This is a genomic window from Devosia sp. LjRoot16 (genome assembly GCF_964252795.1).
Classification (GTDB): domain Bacteria; phylum Pseudomonadota; class Alphaproteobacteria; order Rhizobiales; family Devosiaceae; genus Devosia_A.
The window spans coordinates 415,184-431,267 of record NZ_CAXUPH020000004.1; the positions used below are offsets into that span (position 1 = coordinate 415,184).

General features: G+C 66.2%; 16 protein-coding genes. 9 read left to right on the plus strand and 7 right to left on the minus strand.

The annotated features are described in order from the left end of the window. The first annotated feature begins 5 nt into the window (after positions 1-5). Entirely contained in the window at positions 6-764 is a 759-nt protein-coding gene (locus ACSQ23_RS19995; protein ID WP_055884947.1) for an ABC transporter permease, read from the plus strand. A gap of 1 nt (position 765) precedes the next feature. Here ACSQ23_RS19995 and ACSQ23_RS20000 read toward each other — a convergent pair whose 3' ends face one another. The 4 genes from ACSQ23_RS20000 to ACSQ23_RS20015 all read right to left on the minus strand — a co-directional run bounded on the left by ACSQ23_RS20000 (position 766) and on the right by ACSQ23_RS20015 (position 5,220). After that, entirely contained in the window at positions 766-1,989 is a 1,224-nt protein-coding gene (locus ACSQ23_RS20000; protein ID WP_436091635.1) for an MFS transporter, read from the minus strand. Then, entirely contained in the window at positions 1,990-2,601 is a 612-nt protein-coding gene (locus tag ACSQ23_RS20005; RefSeq protein WP_436091636.1) for a helix-turn-helix domain-containing protein, read from the minus strand. A gap of 421 nt (positions 2,602-3,022) precedes the next feature. Further along, on the minus strand, positions 3,023-4,387 hold the full coding sequence (locus ACSQ23_RS20010) for a glutamate--cysteine ligase (RefSeq protein ID WP_436091637.1): 1,365 nt from the start codon (positions 4,385-4,387) through the stop codon (positions 3,023-3,025). Positions 4,388-4,470: 83 nt separating this feature from the next. Next, on the minus strand, positions 4,471-5,220 hold the full coding sequence (locus ACSQ23_RS20015) for a 16S rRNA (uracil(1498)-N(3))-methyltransferase (protein WP_436091638.1): 750 nt from the start codon (positions 5,218-5,220) through the stop codon (positions 4,471-4,473). Positions 5,221-5,277: 57 nt separating this feature from the next. On the opposite strand from ACSQ23_RS20015, the gene ubiA reads away from it, so the two are divergent. Continuing rightward, a complete protein-coding gene (ubiA, locus tag ACSQ23_RS20020; RefSeq protein WP_436091639.1) occupies positions 5,278-6,213 on the plus strand; it encodes a 4-hydroxybenzoate octaprenyltransferase in 936 nt (311 codons plus the stop codon). A gap of 251 nt (positions 6,214-6,464) precedes the next feature. Here the strand turns inward: ubiA and ACSQ23_RS20025 are convergent, their stop codons facing one another. Further along, complete coding sequence (locus ACSQ23_RS20025) at positions 6,465-6,992, minus strand: DUF6101 family protein (RefSeq protein WP_436091640.1); 528 nt, start codon at positions 6,990-6,992, stop codon at positions 6,465-6,467. A gap of 325 nt (positions 6,993-7,317) precedes the next feature. On the opposite strand from ACSQ23_RS20025, the gene ACSQ23_RS20030 reads away from it, so the two are divergent. Then, positions 7,318-8,163, plus strand: coding sequence for a 3'(2'),5'-bisphosphate nucleotidase CysQ (locus ACSQ23_RS20030; protein ID WP_436091641.1), 846 nt, complete (start codon positions 7,318-7,320; stop codon positions 8,161-8,163). Further along, the gene (locus ACSQ23_RS20035) at positions 8,160-8,408 is read left to right on the plus strand and encodes a DUF4170 domain-containing protein (protein ID WP_055884928.1); all 249 of its coding nucleotides are present in this window, start codon (positions 8,160-8,162) and stop codon (positions 8,406-8,408) included. The genes ACSQ23_RS20030 and ACSQ23_RS20035 overlap by 4 nt, the downstream gene beginning before the upstream one ends. A gap of 132 nt (positions 8,409-8,540) precedes the next feature. On the opposite strand, the gene ACSQ23_RS20040 is transcribed toward ACSQ23_RS20035, so the two are convergent. Then, positions 8,541-9,821, minus strand: a complete 1,281-nt coding sequence (locus ACSQ23_RS20040; protein WP_436091642.1) for a 3-deoxy-D-manno-octulosonic acid transferase — start codon at positions 9,819-9,821, stop codon at positions 8,541-8,543. A gap of 127 nt (positions 9,822-9,948) precedes the next feature. Between ACSQ23_RS20040 and ACSQ23_RS20045 the strand changes: the two genes are divergently transcribed. The 5 genes from ACSQ23_RS20045 to ACSQ23_RS20065 are packed head-to-tail and all read left to right on the plus strand — an operon-like array spanning position 9,949 to position 14,545. Beyond that, positions 9,949-10,941, plus strand: coding sequence for a KpsF/GutQ family sugar-phosphate isomerase (locus ACSQ23_RS20045; RefSeq protein ID WP_436091643.1), 993 nt, complete (start codon positions 9,949-9,951; stop codon positions 10,939-10,941). A gap of 1 nt (position 10,942) precedes the next feature. Then, positions 10,943-11,761, plus strand: a complete 819-nt coding sequence (gene kdsB, locus ACSQ23_RS20050) for a 3-deoxy-manno-octulosonate cytidylyltransferase (RefSeq protein ID WP_436091644.1) — start codon at positions 10,943-10,945, stop codon at positions 11,759-11,761. Continuing rightward, positions 11,758-12,393 carry a histidine phosphatase family protein gene (locus tag ACSQ23_RS20055; protein WP_436091645.1) on the plus strand — a complete coding sequence of 212 codons (636 nt, stop codon included), beginning with the start codon at positions 11,758-11,760 and terminating at the stop codon, positions 12,391-12,393. The genes kdsB and ACSQ23_RS20055 overlap by 4 nt, the downstream gene beginning before the upstream one ends. Further along, positions 12,393-13,241: a 3-deoxy-8-phosphooctulonate synthase gene (kdsA, locus tag ACSQ23_RS20060; protein ID WP_436091646.1), complete on the plus strand. Its 849-nt coding sequence runs from the start codon at positions 12,393-12,395 to the stop codon at positions 13,239-13,241. Before ACSQ23_RS20055 ends, kdsA begins: the two co-directional genes overlap by 1 nt. Then, positions 13,238-14,545, plus strand: a complete 1,308-nt coding sequence (locus ACSQ23_RS20065; protein ID WP_436091647.1) for an O-antigen ligase family protein — start codon at positions 13,238-13,240, stop codon at positions 14,543-14,545. Before kdsA ends, ACSQ23_RS20065 begins: the two co-directional genes overlap by 4 nt. Here ACSQ23_RS20065 and ACSQ23_RS20070 read toward each other — a convergent pair. Next, complete coding sequence (locus ACSQ23_RS20070) at positions 14,491-15,984, minus strand: ArnT family glycosyltransferase (protein WP_436091648.1); 1,494 nt, start codon at positions 15,982-15,984, stop codon at positions 14,491-14,493. The two genes, ACSQ23_RS20065 and ACSQ23_RS20070, sit on opposite strands and share 55 nt — an antisense overlap. Positions 15,985-16,084: the final 100 nt, after the last annotated feature.

Below are 16,084 nucleotides of genomic sequence, written 5' to 3' on the forward strand. Positions count from 1 at the left end.
AGAGCATGTCCTTCATTCGCGATACGTGGATCATCTTCCGCCGCTCGATGGTGCTGTCGCTCCGGCAGCCACTCTGGGTGGTGATCGGGCTGTTGCAGCCGATCCTCTACCTGACGCTGTTCGGGCCGCTGCTGCAGACGATTGCGGCGACCTCCGGCTTTGAGGGTGACGCCTGGCAGGTGTTCGTGCCGGGGCTCCTGGTGCAGCTTGGGATTTTCGGCGGGCTGTTCGTCGGTTTCGGCATCATCGCCGAGTGGCGGTCCGGCGTGATCGACCGGCAGCTGGTATCGCCGGCGGCGCGGACGGCGATCATTGCCGGGCGGACACTGCGCGACGTGGTGGTGATCACGGTGCAGGCGATCGTGCTGGTCGGTGCCGCATTCTTCATGGGGCTGCGCGTGCCGGTCGGGGCGCTGGTGATCGGGCTGGTGCTGGTGGCGCTGCTCGGCGCGGCCTTCTCGTTCATTTCGAACGCCATCGGCATCGCCACCAAGAGCGAGGACGCATTGGCGCCGATGGTCAACACCCTGGCACTGCCGATCCTGTTGCTCTCGGGCATCCTGCTGCCGATGACGCTGGCACCCGCCTGGCTGCAGATGGTGGCCAACTTCAACCCGTTCAAACACATCGTCGAGGCGCTGCGGGCGGTGTTCCTGGGGCAGTTCGGCGAGCCGATCGTGTGGATCGGGCTGCTGCTGGCGGTGGTGCTGGTGGTGATCGGCGCCTGGGTCGGCAGCCGGGTGCTGGCGGCGCAGACAAAATAGACTAGGCCGACTGTGCCGCGCCCGGCCGGCTTCCGAAACTGCGGAAGCTGCGCCGGGCGAGCGGCAACAGCGTTGCGGCAAAGTAGGCGAAGCCGGTGAGCCACAGTGCCGGCCCAAGCCCGATCAGCGCGATCAAAGCACCGCCCAACAGACCACCGAAGGGGATCAGCGCCCAGGCCAGTGCGCCGACGAGAGCGCTGGCGCGGCCGATCATCGGCGGTGGAATGCGCTCGAAGATCACGGCGTTGAGGATCGGGTTGATGAAGCCCGAGGCAAAGCCGGCGACGCCCAGCGTAACGAAACCGGCAATGAGCGGCGCATCGATGGCGAATACGGCGAAGCGCGGCAGACCGGCCAGAAGGAAAGCCAAGATGTAGATAGTAAGCCGCGGCAGGCGCTCACCGGCGGCGGTGGCGATGGCGGCACCGGCAATCGAGGCAGCCGACATCACGGCGAAGAGCAGGCCGAGCAGCGCGGCGTCATGGCCGGAGTTTTGCGTCCACACCGGCAGCAGCACGGCGGAATAGGCGGCGTCGAGCAGGTTGGTGGCGGTGATCATGATCACGATGCCGACCAGCAGTGCGTCGCGGCGGATGAAATCGAAACCTTCGCGCAGTTCGGTGAAGTAGGGAGCGCGGGTTTCGGGCTGTTCGGCACGGATAGCCGGGATGCCGCCGGCGACCACTATTGCGGCGAGCGCGAAGGTGGCAGCATTCAGTGCCAGGGCCATGCCGAGGCCGATCAGGGCGATCAGCCCGCCGGCCACAGCGGCACCGACGGTCGAGGCAAGCCGCTCGATGATGCCAGCGACGCCGGTGACGCGCTCGAGCGGCACGGCAGCGAGCCTTGCAATATCCGGGACCATCGAGATTTTCGCGGCGTCGGACGGGCCGCGAAGCATGCCCATGGCGATAACGATTGGGAGCAGCAGCTCGAACCTCAACATACCGGCGAGGGCCAGTAGCGGGACGAGACCAACGACGAGTACCGAGGCGAGGTCGCACCAGATGGCGAGGCGTTTGGGGCCGACCCGATCGATCAGCGGACCGGACAGCGCCTTGGCGACGACATAAGGCAGCATCTCGGCCATGGCGACGAAACCGGTCAGCACCGGGCTGCCGGTGGCGGTCAGCACCAGCCAGGGGATGGCGATGGTGGAAAGGCGCGTCCCCGAGATCGACAGGGTCTCGGCGAGGGCAAAGGCGAGGAAGGGGCGACGGTTCATTTATTTGCCCCCCTGCCCGCCGGTGAGCCGCCCGGGATACGGGAAGGCGTGCAGCATCACGGTGTAGAGCTCCGTACCCGGCGGCAGCTTGGTCCCGAGACCCGGGGCCTCGCGCATCGCCTGCCACAGCAGTTCCAGCAACTTGCCCTTCAGCACGTTGGCCTGCTCGGTGGTCATGGCGATGGTGAAGTCGCTGATCTGGGTGGTGGCCTGCCAGTCGGGTGGCAGCTGGACGAACTCGTCCTGGGCCCGCTGCATCAGGTTCACCTGCTCCGAGAGCGCGGCCTGCGCGAAGGCGACGCTGGTATCGAACTGCTCCTGGGTCCCGCCCGGCTCGAAGAATGATGTCGACTCATGGCGAGCCTGCCACCAGCGATCGCGGCGCGAGGGCTGGTCGGCGGCTTCCTCAATAAAGCCGTGCTGGGCCAGCTGGCGCAGGTGATAGCTGGTGGCGCCGGAGTTGAGACCGAGGCGCTCGGCCAGCCCGGTGGCCGTCGCCGGGCCGTCGATCCGCAGCATGCCGAGCATGCGCAGCCGGACCGGGTGCGTCAGGGCTTTGAGGGCAGTCGCATCGGGGACGATGCGGGTGATCTCGCGGGTCGGGGCTTTCATGCCTGGATGTTATGATCGCAAAGGAATGTTTGCAAATGATTCTTTGCGATCAGTCACCAAGGATCGAGCGTGTGGCCACGCCCACCCCTAGTCCCCGTGGGGACGGCAATCGCATATAGGAAGCGCCGGATGAGGGATGCTGCAAACCCGGTGGCTCCGCGCGACCCCCTCTCTGGCGAAAACTAAGGACTTAGCTGCGCTAAGCCCAAGTTTTCGCTTTCTCCCCCGCCAAGGGGGAGAGTCCCGACTGATACCCAGGCGCAAGTGGAAGGTACGGATCATCTCCCCCTCGGCGGGGGAGAAAGCAAAATCTTAGGTTTAGCCGTTTGGCTAAGCCTCAGATTTTGCAAGAGAGGGGGTCTTGGAGGCACAATGGCTCGGCCGCCCCTCCCCGCCACGCGGGGAGGATCGACAAGCCAGCCTAAATCTCGGCTTCGTCAAAAATCCGCGTCAGGTCGCCGGCCCACTCGCCATGGTATTTGTCGAGCCAGCGCTCGGCCTGGGTCTTGCCGAGGTCGAGGGTCTCATGGAGCGGATCGAGGAAGCTGGTCTCGTCCTTGCCGGCGGCGAGGTGCTTGCGGCGGCGCAGGCCGTCGCCGGCAAGATCGACGACGAGGCGGGCGATATCGGCGACAGTGCCACCACGGAACGGGGTGTGGATGGCGGTGCGCGGCACTTCGTTGCGCAACGTCTGGCGCTCGGCTTCGGTCCAATCGCTGACCAGGTCCCAGGCGGCATCAAGCGGCTCGCTGTCGTAGAGGAGGCCAGTCCAGATGGCGGCGAGCGCCAGCACGTGGCCGCGATCGCCCATATCGGCGCCGCGCTGCTCGAGGAACTGCTTGAGGCGGACCTCGGGGAACAGGGTCGAGAGGTGGTTCTCCCAATCCTTCACCGTCGGCCGGACGCCCGGCAGCTGCGGGAGCTTGCCCTGCATGAAGGCGCGGAAACTTTCACCGGCAACATTGATGTACTCGCCCTTGCGGATGACGAAATACATCGGCACGTCGAGCGCGTATTCGGCGTAGCGGTCGAAGCCGAAGCCATCCTCGAAGGCGAAGGGCAGCATGCCGGTGCGGGCGCGATCGGTGTTGAGCCAGATGTGCGAGCGGAAGCTCAGGTAGCCCGAGGGCTTGCCATCGACGAAGGGCGAGTTGGCAAACAGCGCCGTGACAATGGGCTGCAGCGCCACCGAGACGCGCAGCTTTTTGACCATATCGGCTTCGTCGGAAAAATCGAGGTTCGCCTGCACGGTGGCCGAGCGATACATCATCGAGGTGCCGAGGCTGCCGACCTCCTGCATGTACCTGGTCATGATGCCGTAGCGCGACTTCGGCATGGCGGCGATTTCGGCGACCGACCAGAGCGGGGTGACGCCGAGGCCGAGGAAATGGATGTTGAGCGGGCCGCCGATGACACGGCAATCCTCGAGATGCGCGTCGAGTTCGGCGGCGGCATCGTGGATGGTAAGGTGCGGAGCGCCAGACAGTTCGAACTGGCCGCCGGGCTCCAGCGAGATGCCGCCGACGGCGCCGAGATTGCGCAGCCCGATCGGGTTGCCGCGATCGAAGAACGGATGCCAGCCGGTGCGGGCCTCGATGCCCTGGAGCAGAGCGTGCACACCATCATCGCCGGCATAGGGAACCGGGGCGAGCGGAGCTTTGCGGTAGACGTGCTTTTCGTGCTCGGTGCCGACGCGCCACTCGGATTTCGGCTTGCCGCCGACGGCCATGACCTCAAGCAGGTCAGCCCGCGATTCAATCAGCGGTGCGTTTTCTTCGCCGGACATAGGCACTCCAGTGAGGCAGAACTACCGGGCTCCTGGCCGGGCGCGGCGGACAATACTGAGCCGCGCTCCGAATGCAATGGGCTTTATCGCCAATCGCCGATGGTTGACTGAACCACCGCCAGGGCAGCCACGGCTGCGGTATCGGCGCGCAGAATGCGCGGGCCAAGGCTGATCGGAATGACGAAGGATTGCGCGAGGAGCAGCATCCGCTCGTCGTCGGAGAAGCCGCCTTCTGGTCCGACCAGGATGCCGACGGGCAGGCCCTCGAGGTCCAGCAGCTGGGTATTGGGGGCGTGGCTCGGGGCGCTCTCATCGGCGAAGATCAGGCGGCGGAGACCGTGGTCACGCTGCCAGTGGGCAACAAGATCGGCGAGCCCGATTTCCTCGGCAAGCGTCGGGACACTGAGCACTTCACACTGCTCGGCCGCCTCGATGATGTTGGCCTGGAGCTTGTCGGCCTTGAGGCGCGACACCTGGGTGTAGCGGGTGATCACCGGCTGGATGGCGCCGGCCCCCATCTCGGTGGCCTTCTGCACCAGGTAGTCGAGGCGGCCGGTCTTCAGCGGCGCAAAGCCGAACCAGAGGTCGGATTTCGGGGTCTGGTGCTGGGTCTGCACTACCAGCTCGAGGGTAGCGCCCTTGCGATGATCGTCGGCGATTTTCGCCAGCCAGGCGCCGTCCTTGCCGTTGAACACCACCAGCGCATCGGCGGCTTTCATGCGCAGCACGCTCAACAGGTAATTGGTGTGATCGCGACCGAGCTCGAGCATCGCGCCAGCGGCGAGCGGCGCTTCGATATAGAGGCGTGGGAGGGTCTTGTGCGATCTGGGCATCGTGGTACGCGTGACAAAGGAAGTGGCCGACGGCCATCAAGGCACACAAGACCGACGATGCAAACCCCTGAAAAAGCAACAGGTACCGTAGCGGACGCCAGCCGCGGCAACTGGCTCGACCGCTACGCACCGGAGTGGCTGAAGCCCTATGGGCGGCTGGCGCGCTGGGACCGGCCGCTGCCGTTGCTGCTGCTGTTCTGGCCGTGCGGCTTCGCGCTGGCGCTGGCGGCGCTGGCCGAGCCGGCGCGCGGCTTCGACTGGTGGGCGCTCATCCTGTTCTATATCGGCTCGGTGGCGATGCGGGGGGCGGGCTGTACCTTCAACGACATCGTCGACACCGACATCGACATGAAGGTGGCCCGCACCCGTTCGCGGCCAATTCCCTCCGGCCAGGTGACCAAGCGCCAGGCAGCGCTGTTCCTCGTGCTGCAGGCGCTGGTTGGCCTCGTGGTACTGCTGCAATTCAATGCGACCACGGTGATGCTGGGCGTGGCGTCGCTGGTGCTGGTGGCGATCTACCCGTTCATGAAGCGGGTGACCTGGTGGCCGCAGCTGTTCCTCGGGCTGGCGTTCAACTGGGGAGCGCTGGTCGGCTGGACCGCAGAGACCGGGTCGCTCGCCCTGCCCCCGCTGCTGCTCTATGTCGGGGGGATCCTGTGGACCATCGGCTATGACACCATCTACGCGCTGCAGGACATCGAGGACGATGCGCTGGTCGGGGTGAAATCCACCGCCCGGCTGTTCGGGCGGCGGGCGCGCCTGTTGGTGGCACTGTTCTATGCGGCGACGGTGGTGCTGTGGGTGGCGGCGGGCTTGATGGTTGGAGCGGGCTGGCCGTTCCTCGTCGGCATGCTCTCGGTGATCGGCATCCTCGGCTGGCAGGTCCGTACGCTCGAGCCGCACAACCCGGCCAATGCGCTGGTGCGGTTCCGGGCCAATCACTGGGTCGGGCTGGCGTTCACCGCTGCACTGCTGCTCGATCTGGTGGTTTAGCTGCGCAACCGAGGTACTGGGCCGCCCCCTCCACCAGCTTCGCTGGTCCCCCAACGGTGAGCGCCTGTGGCGCTCATCCGTGACCCCGCCACGCGGGGGAGGATGGGAAGCGGGGCCGATCCATTGCTGGATCGACCCCGGCTCGAGCTTAAGTTTTGGAGGTCGCTACGAGTCTTTCCGACAGTTCAAACGTGCATGGGATCGCTGTCGGCTTGTCTTCCTAAGAACGGCTCATCGCCGCAAAGGTTGCATCAGGAGGCTTCGCCGGGCTTCCGGCGGTTGAGGAAGCGCGGGCGGCGCTCGGCGTCGGCGGCGAGGCGGCGGCGGTCATGCTTCAACCCGAGGGCGACACCATCGACCTGCTGCGAATAGGGGAGGAGGTTGCCGTCGCCGGCCTTGATGAACAGTGGCAGGCGGAGCTTCTTGCCCCAGTTCTGCCACTCGGCGACGACGCTGGAATTGCCGATCTCTTCGAACACCCGGTAGTTGAGGTCGGGATCGCCGTGCACCAGCTCGATGGCGCTCGACAGCACACCTTCTTCGGTGATCGAGGTCGAGACGGCAACGCCGATGAACTCGTTGACCGGCACCTTGATCTTGATGGCGACGCCGCTCTTTTCGAGCGTCTTGCGCACCGTCACGGTTTTCACGGGATCCTTGGGGCCGTTGTCGTTGGCCGGGCCGAAATATTTGGCAGTCAGCGGACGTGTCCGCGGGGCACGGCCCTCACCGAACAACATGACAACCGACGACCCGTCGATCCCAACACGACCCTGCATGATAAGCCTTCCTGTCAACTCTCGAGAGCTTGTTTTTGCCGCCCTCTTTGATGCCCCCAATCTACCCGCCCGCCTTGCCACCCCGCTTAAGAAACTGGGTTAAGTTTAGGTTGTTTTGCGAAGGGTTAGCGGGTCGTCACCGGGTGTAACGCAGTCTTAAGTGCGTGTGCTTGCTTAGCTTTAACCACTTGGCTGCGGGCAAGCCCGTTGTGAGGCTAAGTATCCGTCGCAGGCCGGCGCAAACCGGGCGTTCGCAGCATCTGCGGTCTTGTTCCGGTCGGGGGATGCGCCTAGAAGCACGGCCAGCAAATAACCCGGAAACCTGATGCTCAACGCCGCCCCGACTACTGCTGCCGACGATCGCGAATTGCTGCGCTCGGCCGCCGTCACTGCGGGGATCATCGCGGCTGGCTATTTCCGCAAAGACCTGAAAACCTGGACCAAGGAGAACGCCTCGCCGGTGAGCGAGGCGGACATCGTCCTCGACAAGTTCCTCAACTCGGCGCTGCTCACTGCCCGCCCCGATTATGGCTGGCTGAGCGAAGAGAGCGTCGACAACCCTGAACGGCTAAGCCACCGCCGGGTGTTCGTGGTCGACCCGATCGATGGCACGCGCGGCTTCATCCGCGGCGAGGACAGCTGGACGGTGTCGCTGGCAGTGGTCGAGGACGGCGTGGCGATTGCCGGCGTGGTCTACGCACCGGTGCGCGACGAGATGTATGACGCGGCGGTCGGCGATGGCGCCCGGCTCAACGGCAAGCCGCTGGTGCGACAGCGCCACCCGGGCCGGACGGCGCCGCTGATCCCGGCGCCGGGCGCGGTGCACCAGGAGCTGCAGGCGGCGGGCCTCGAGTATACGCGCGGGCCGTTCTATCCGTCGCTGGCCTATCGGCTCGCGCTGGTCGCTTCGGGCAAGCTCGATGCCGTGGTGGTGCGGCGCGGCGCGCAGGACTGGGACGTGGCGGGCGCGGCGTGCATTCTCAGCGAGGCCGGGGTCGGTTTCGAGGATGTTTGCATAGGTGCCTTGCGCTTCAATCGCCCGGAAACCCGGCATGGGGCGCTTGCGGCGCTGGCAGAGCCTTCGCTAAAAGCGCCGTTACATGCGGCGCTGGTCAAGGTCTATGGCTGCCCGCAGCCACAGGAAGTCGATCTGGAGCGTCTGAAGCCGTGAGCAAGACCAAGAAACCCGAGCCCAAGCAGCAGCTCTTGCACCTCGTCATCGGTGGCGAAGTGGAAAAGGGCGAAGACATCGTCTTCAAGGACCTGGATGCGGTCGACCTCGTCGGGGTCTATCCGAACTATGCCGCGGCACACGCGGTGTGGAAGCAGAAGGCGCAGCTGACGGTGGACAATGCCGAGATGCGCTATTTCGTGGTGCACCTGCACCGCCTGCTGAATCCGGAAGACGACGAGTAAGCTACTTTCGGGTGATCTGATTAGCCGGCGCGGGCTGACCCCCACCCCTGCCCCCTCCCCCTAAACATGGGGAGGGAGACCAAAACACTCACGTCGAGACTGTCGTCTCCCTCCCTTGTTTAGGGGGAGGGATCAAGGGTGGGGGTCAGCTCTCGCCGGCTTCGCGACCTGCGCAACCAGGCTCGACGCCAGCGCGTCCAACCGTTCGGTCGCCTGCTCCGTCACGTTGCGGAAAGCGTCGATCATCTCGCGCCGCCGCGCCTCATCGTCCAACAGGTCCAGCACTGCCTGAGGCAGTTCGTCCGCCCCACTGACCTGTACCGCACAGCCGATCGCCGACAGCGCTTCGTGCAGCGGCTGCTGCCGCTCGATATGCGGGCCGTAAAGGCTGGCGGCGCCCAGATGCAAGGGTTCGCCGAGGTCGTGGCCGCCGATCGGCGCGAAAGTGCCGCAGACGACACCGATGCTGGCGCGGGCATAGACCTTGCCGAGCGTTCCCATCTCATCGAGCCAGACGAGACCGCCGGCACCGGTGATGGCGGCCGCATTATCAACGATGGCGAGGTCGGCGCCCAAGCTGGCACTCAGCACTTCGCCGGGGATCTTGCCGGGATAGCGCGGCACCAGCACCAGCCTTGCCTCGGGACGTCTGACGCGCAGTTCGGCGATCGCCGGGGCGAGCACTCCAACCTCGTCGCGATGGACGTTGCCGAAGACAATGAGTGGCGGTGCGTCTTTGCTCGCCGCGCCGCCGCGGTTGAGCGGCACAAGCTTCAGGTTGCCCAGCACGTCGATGCGATCACGTGGCACGCCGAGTTCGGCATAGCGGGCGGCGATAGCCTCGTCCTGCGCATAGATGTGCTGCGCTTTGGCGATGGTGCGGTTGGCAACGGCAGGGTTGCGCTGGTGACGGGCGAAGCTGCGGGGCGACATGGTGGCGTTGACCACCGCCACCGGGACGCCGGCGGCCTCGGCGGCTGCAAACTGGGCGGGCCAGAACTCGGATTCGACCAGCACCAGCAGATCGGGCCGGATGGTCTCGACGATGCGGCGCTGCGCCTCAAGCGTATCGAGCGGCATGATGAAGCTCGCGGCCTCGCCGGCGATGGCGCGGACGCGGGCGTAGCCTGAATAGGTCGTGGCCGAGAGAACGACCGAGAGTTTGGGATCCTGCTCGAGCAGGTGCTGGCGGAGCAACTCGGCGACCTTGGTTTCACCGGCGGAGACGGCGTGAATCCAGATGCGCTTGCCGGCCGCCGGCTGCGGCAGCGTGGGGTTCAGCCGTTTCGCGAACCAGGCGGCGCCGCCCTCATCGCTGCTGGAAAAGCGCGACAGCACGGCGTAGTGCAGCCAGGATGCCGCCGTGACGAGCCCGCCATAGGCTTTCCAGCGAAACGGCACGGCTTCGGTCACGCGGGTTACTCCAACTGCCCTGCCCTGCTGACTAGCCGCTCCGCCCGCGGCGCACAACCTTGCGACGTCCAAGCGATTGCTGATAAGCCACGGCATGTCTTCAGCAAGGCGCGGGCCGGGTCCTCACGTGCGCTATCCTATTGCCAACGATGCGCGTCTGCAGCAGCTCGCTCTCGATGAGGCGCGCGCCGCGATCCGGCTTGAAACCGAAGGGCTCGAGGCGCTGGCCGCCGGGCTCGACGGCGCCTTCGTGGCGCTGGTGGAGCTGATCCAGCGGGCGCCGGGGCGGGTCATTCTTTCGGGTGTCGGCAAGAGCGCGCATATCGCGCGCAAGGTTGCAGCGACGCTGGCCTCGACCGGCACGCCGGCGCAGTTCGTGCATGGCGGCGACGCCAGTCATGGCGACCTCGGCATGATCACCACTGCCGATGTGGTGGTGATGTTCTCGAAATCTGGCGATACGGCCGAACTGTCCGACCTCGCCAACTATTGCGTGCGCTTCGATATTCCGCTGGCGCTGCTCACGGCGCGGCCGGACTCGCGGCTGGGGCGGGCGGCCAATATCGTGGTGACGCTGCCCGAGGCGCGCGAGGCGTGCGAGATCACCGCGGCGCCGACCACGTCGACGACGATGATGGCGGCGCTGGGTGATGCGCTGGCGGTGGTGCTGCTCCGGCGGCGCGGCTTCCAGGCCGCCGATTTCCATGTCTTCCACCCCGGCGGCACGCTCGGCAGTGCGCTGCTGACCGTCGGTGAGGTGATGCACCGGGATGACAAGCTGCCGCTGGTCGGCGCTGAAGCGAGCGTCGCTGCGGCGATCCTCGAGATGACGTCGAAGGGCTTTGGCTGCACCGGCGTAGTGGACGAAGCGGGCGACCTGCTAGGCATCATCACCGATGGCGACCTGCGCCGGCATATGGCGGACGGACTGCTGCAGCAAACGGCGGCAGCGGTGATGACCGTCGGGCCGCGCACCATCGGCGCCGACGCCTTGCTCAGCGAAGCACTGCGGCAGATGACCACCCTGACGCCGCGGATCACCGCGATCTTTGCCATGGACGGCCAGCGGCCGGTCGGCATCGTGCATGTGCACGATTGCCTGCGCGTCGGCCTCGTCTGAGGTGAGCGACCTCATCGTCATTCCGGCCCGTTATGGTTCGACCCGGCTGCCCGGCAAGCCGCTGCACCCGATTGCCGGTCGGATGTTGCTCGAGCGGGTGGCGGCAATTGCGATCGCCGCGGCGCGGCAGCTCGGCGACGCCGAAGTGCTGGTGGCGACCGATGACGAGCGCATCCTGGCCGCAGCGCACGGCCTCGGGCTCGCGGCGGTGATGACGGCGAGCACAATCAGCTCCGGCTCCGGACGGGCGCTGGCGGCGCTCAAGGCGACCGGGCGCTCGGCCGGGCTGGTGGTGAACCTGCAGGGCGATGCGCCGTTCACCGCGCCCGAGCACATCGTCGAGATCGTGGAGGCGGCGCGGGGTTCAACGGCCGACGTGACGACGCCGGTGGTGCAACTGGATTGGGCGCGGCTCGACGCGCTGATCGAACATAAGCAGACGACACCGGCGAGCGGCACGACCTGCATCCGCGATGGCGCCGGCCGGGCGGTGTGGTTCTCGAAGACGGTGCTGCCGTTCATGCGGAAATCAGCCGAGCTGCGTGCCGCCGGACCATTGTCGCCGGTGCTGCAGCATATCGGGCTCTATTGCTACCGGACGCCGGCGCTCGAGGCCTTCGAGGCGGCGCCGCAATCGGCGTACGAGCAGCTCGAGGGGCTGGAGCAGTTGCGGCTGATCGAGCTCGGGCTCGATATCCGCGCGGTGATCGTTAAGTCGGGGCGGATCACCATGAGCGGCGTCGACAGCCCAGCCGACGTGGAGCGGGCGGAGCGGCTGATCGGGGAGCTCGGCGATCCGTTCGTCGACTGGCGCGCATGACCCGGCTGGTGATTGTCCGGCATGGCAACACCTTCGAGGCCGGTGAGCCGCCGCGTCGAATCGGCGCCCGCACCGACCTGCCGCTGACCGCGGCTGGGGTGGCGCAGGCCGAGGCGCTGGCCCGCCATTTTGCGGCGAACGGTATCGTGTTTGATCGGGTGCTGAGCGGCGCGCTGCAGCGAACGCGGATGACGGCTGAAGCTATCGCAGCGGGGCAGCCGATCGAAACTGCGGCATTCCTCACCGAGATCGACCACGGGCCGGATGAAGGTCAATCGGAAGCAGCCGTTATCGACCGGATCGGTAACGACGCCATCACGCTGTGGGAGACACACTGGGTTGCGCCAGAAGGCTGGGAGGTTGGGGCGCAATGGCGCCTTTCGGCATGGCGGGAGTTCGTGGAGCGGGCGGCGGAGGAGTTGCCCGGCGGAACGATCCTGCTGGTGACCAGCAATGGAGCAGCGCGGTTCGCCCTTGCGGCGATGGGCCTAAAGCCTGGGGAAAACCGTGCCGGCGTCAAATTCCGTACAGGAAGTTATGGTGTGTTGGAGGTCGGCAGCGGGGCCGATTTCCGACTAGTTGGGTGGGACATACGACCGGGCGAAACGCCCGGCGATATAGGTTTGTTTTGATGCAGCAGGTTTTTGTCGATGCGCCGAACGGGCAGCGCGTCGGGTTTGGTACTGATCTCCCGCTCGCCTTCATTCTCGGCCCGTGCGTGATCGAAAGCCGCGATCACGCATTGAAGACCGCGCGCTTTCTTGCCGAACTGGGCGAGCGCCGTGGCATTCCGCTGATCTACAAATCGTCGTTCGACAAGGCCAACCGCACCAGCGCCAAGAGCTTCCGCGGGATCGGCATCGACGAGGCATTGCGCATCTTCGAGGCGGTCAAGGCTGAGACCGGCCTGGCCGTCACCACCGATGTGCACGAGCGCGAGCAATGCGCTGCCGTGGCGGAAGTCGTCGACATCCTGCAGATCCCGGCCTTTCTCAGCCGGCAGACCGACCTGCTGGTAGCGGCTGCCGAAACCGGCCGCGTGGTCAACGTCAAGAAGGGGCAGTTCCTCGCGCCCTGGGACATGAAGAACGTGGCCCAGAAGCTCGACAGCGCCGGCGCCTCCGGGGTGCTGCTGACCGAGCGCGGCACGAGCTTCGGCTACAATACGCTGGTGGTCGACATGCGCGGCCTGCCGATCATGGCCGCGACCGGCAAGCCGGTCATTTTCGACGCCACGCACTCGGTACAGCAACCGGGCGGGCGCGGCGAATCATCGGGCGGCGAACGGCAATACGCGCCGGTATTGGCGCGGGCGGCCGTAGCCGTCGGTGTTGCCGGGGTGTTCATCGAGACGCACGAAGACCCTGACAACGCGCCGTCCGACGGCGCCAACATGATCCCGTTGACTGAAATCGACGGGTTGGTGGCGGAGCTCGTGGCGCTCGACGCCATCGCCAAGGGCCGAGGCTCCGGTCGATGATCGCGGCGGTCAAGAGCGGCTCGCCGAGCTACATCCGCTGGGCCTGTCTGGCGACGATCGTGTTTTTGTTCGCCCTGCCCTGCATCGTCGGTCGGCTCACCACCTATTTCCTGCTGCTGTTGGCGATCTTCGTACTGATCTCGCCATCGGTGATCGCGGCGTTCCGGTCGCGCAGCCGCAACCCGATCGACGTGATGTTCGTCACTGCGGCAGCACTGCCGGCGGTTGCGTTCCTGTTCACGTCGGAAGATGCGGGGGACCTGCTGTACGCGTTCAACTTTGCTCCATTGTTGCTGGCAGTGCCGCTGCGTTGGCAGCTTGAAAAATACGCGCAGGTCGACAGCGCGTTGCTGATCGGCCGGTTGTCACTGGCGGGCGCCGGTATCGCAGTCATCGTGGGTGCGGTGCAGGTCGGGCTGCTCGGTTACGACCGTGCGGGGCAACCGCTGATGAGCACGTTCCATTTTGCCGACACGGCGATGCTGCTGGGCTTCACGGCGTTGGTGGGGCTGTTCGCCCGCAGCAAGCAACGTGGACGCTGGCTGTACCTGCTTGGGCCCGTGTTCGGCATCCTGGTCGCTCTGTTGAGCGGCACACGCGGCGCGCTGATTGCAGCGCCGGTGCTGGGTTTCGTGGCCCTGGCCTTTGCCCTGGCCAAGGCTCCAGCGCGGCATCGCGGCATGACGCTGCTGGTGGCGGGGGCGGTGGTGGTGCTCTCCGCCATCCTGCTGTTTGTTGCCGCAAAGGCCGGGTTGACCCGCGCGCTGGATGGTTTCTCGGTGACGCAGGACGTGATTGCCGGCGGTGCTGTCGATCAATCGACCCAGGAGCGGCTGACCATGCTGTGGGGCGGCTACCAGGCGTTCCTGCGTGCGCCCTTGTTCGGCTATGGCTGGATCGACATGGTGCCGGCGATCCTGCCCTACGTCCCGAGCGGCGAGGTAGAGCGCATGCTGACCTTCCGGCAGCTGCACAACGGCCTGCTGAGCTTCGCCGTGGGGGCCGGAATTCCCGGAATCATCAGTTTCCTGATCCTGTCGGTGGCCCCGGTGATCGCAGTGTTCCGGACACCCCGTGACGAGCTGTTCGTGCCGCGCCTCTACCTGGCGGTGACGCTTTGCGTCGGTTACGCGGTGTTCCAGCTGACCATCATCATGATCGGCTTCGAGTTCCACACCGTGCAATATGCGTTCATGACGATGGTGATCCTCGGCTTCGTCCGGGTCCCGGCGGCGGCGATGGAGCCGGCTCAGTCGGCCCGGGGCAACGCGCCGGTGGCGCCGGAGACGGCAAGCACGGCGTAATACTCTTCGCCCCGCCCTGCCCCTTCATCGCGCTTCAGCACGGTGACGAGGCGCGTGTTCGAGAACTCCGCACGCGGCGGCAGGGCTTCGGCCGCCGCCGGGGACCTCACGCTTTCCACCAGCAAGGCGGGCGACGATGTGGGGTAGCGGGCTTCGGGCGGCAGGAAGTCGTAACGCGGGTGAGGAGCGATGTCGCGGACCGGCCGACTGTCTCCTGCGGCGCGGCCATAGAAGAACAATTCGCCGGTGAGGCGGTAATTGCCCTCGGTCCAGATCACCTGGGCCCCAGTCTCCTCGGCCAGCTGGCGTATCTCGGCGGCCAGCTTGTCCCAGCCGCGCAGCATGCGGGTGCGGTCGGCATAGCCCAGATCCAGCGGATGGTAGACCGCCTGCACGTAAGCAAAGCCGATCAGCCCCAAACCAAAAACCAGCTGCAGCGCGCTGCCGACCGCCACGATCCAGCGTCCGAAGGGACGCGCCGGCAACAGGCAGACGAAGGCTGCGCCGAGCAGGGCCAGCACTGGCGCGACCGGCTGCAGCCAGTTGACCTCGACGCGGGCGTGCAAAGCGTGAATCAGGAAATAGGCGAGGAGCGGCAGCGTAGTCAGCACCGGCAGCGCCAGCCTGGCGCCGGCGCGCCTGCCGTAGCCGAGGAAGAAACCACCCATCGCAAGCAGAGCGCAAAGCAGCAGGACCGGTCCCATCGCCGCGGCCTGGCTGATGACGAACTCGCTCACCAGCCGCCCGAATGCCTCCTCGAACGAGACGACGCGCGCGCCCTGGAACAGGAAGGACTGCCAGTCGTGCTGATAATTCCACCACAGCACCGGCGCAAATACGAGCAGCGCGAGCAGGCCGCCGGCCCAGAGCTGCCAGCGGCCGAACTGGCGACGGCCATCGGCCGTGCCGATGAGGAACAACAGCACAAGCCCGATGCCGAACCAGGCGTTGGTGTATTTAGAGGCAAGGCCGGCCCCGGCAAGCAGGCCGACGGCCAACCACCAGTTCGGCCGGGAGCGCGTCACGGCTTCGGCCGCGGCCCATAGCGACAAGGTCCAAAACAGCGTCGATGGAGCATCCGGGGTGGCGACGAAGTTCACGGCGCCCTGCAGACTGAGGCAGTACCAGGCCACGGCCAGCGCGGCGGCGCTGCGACCGGGAACGAGCAGTCGACCGGTGCGATAGAGCGCCGCCAGCACCGCGATGCCGGCCAGCAATGGCAGCAGGCGCACGCCAAGCAGCGTATCGCCCCCAATGAGCCGGCCGAGCGCCGTCATCAGCGCGACGGCGGGTGGATGATCGAGGTAACCCGGCGACAGATAGGCCGACCACAGGGCGTAGTACGCCTCGTCGCCGTCGAGACCGACACTCAACGCCACATAGGCCTTGGCGACAAGGCTCGCCAGCACCACCACCAATGCGAAAACCTCGGCGCCCACCAAACCCGTCCGGACGGGCGTCTCGAATGGGATGTTGGTTTCGGCGGCCATGGGACTCGGGGAGTAACGCGAAGGGGCGCACCCTAACCACGGATCAGCC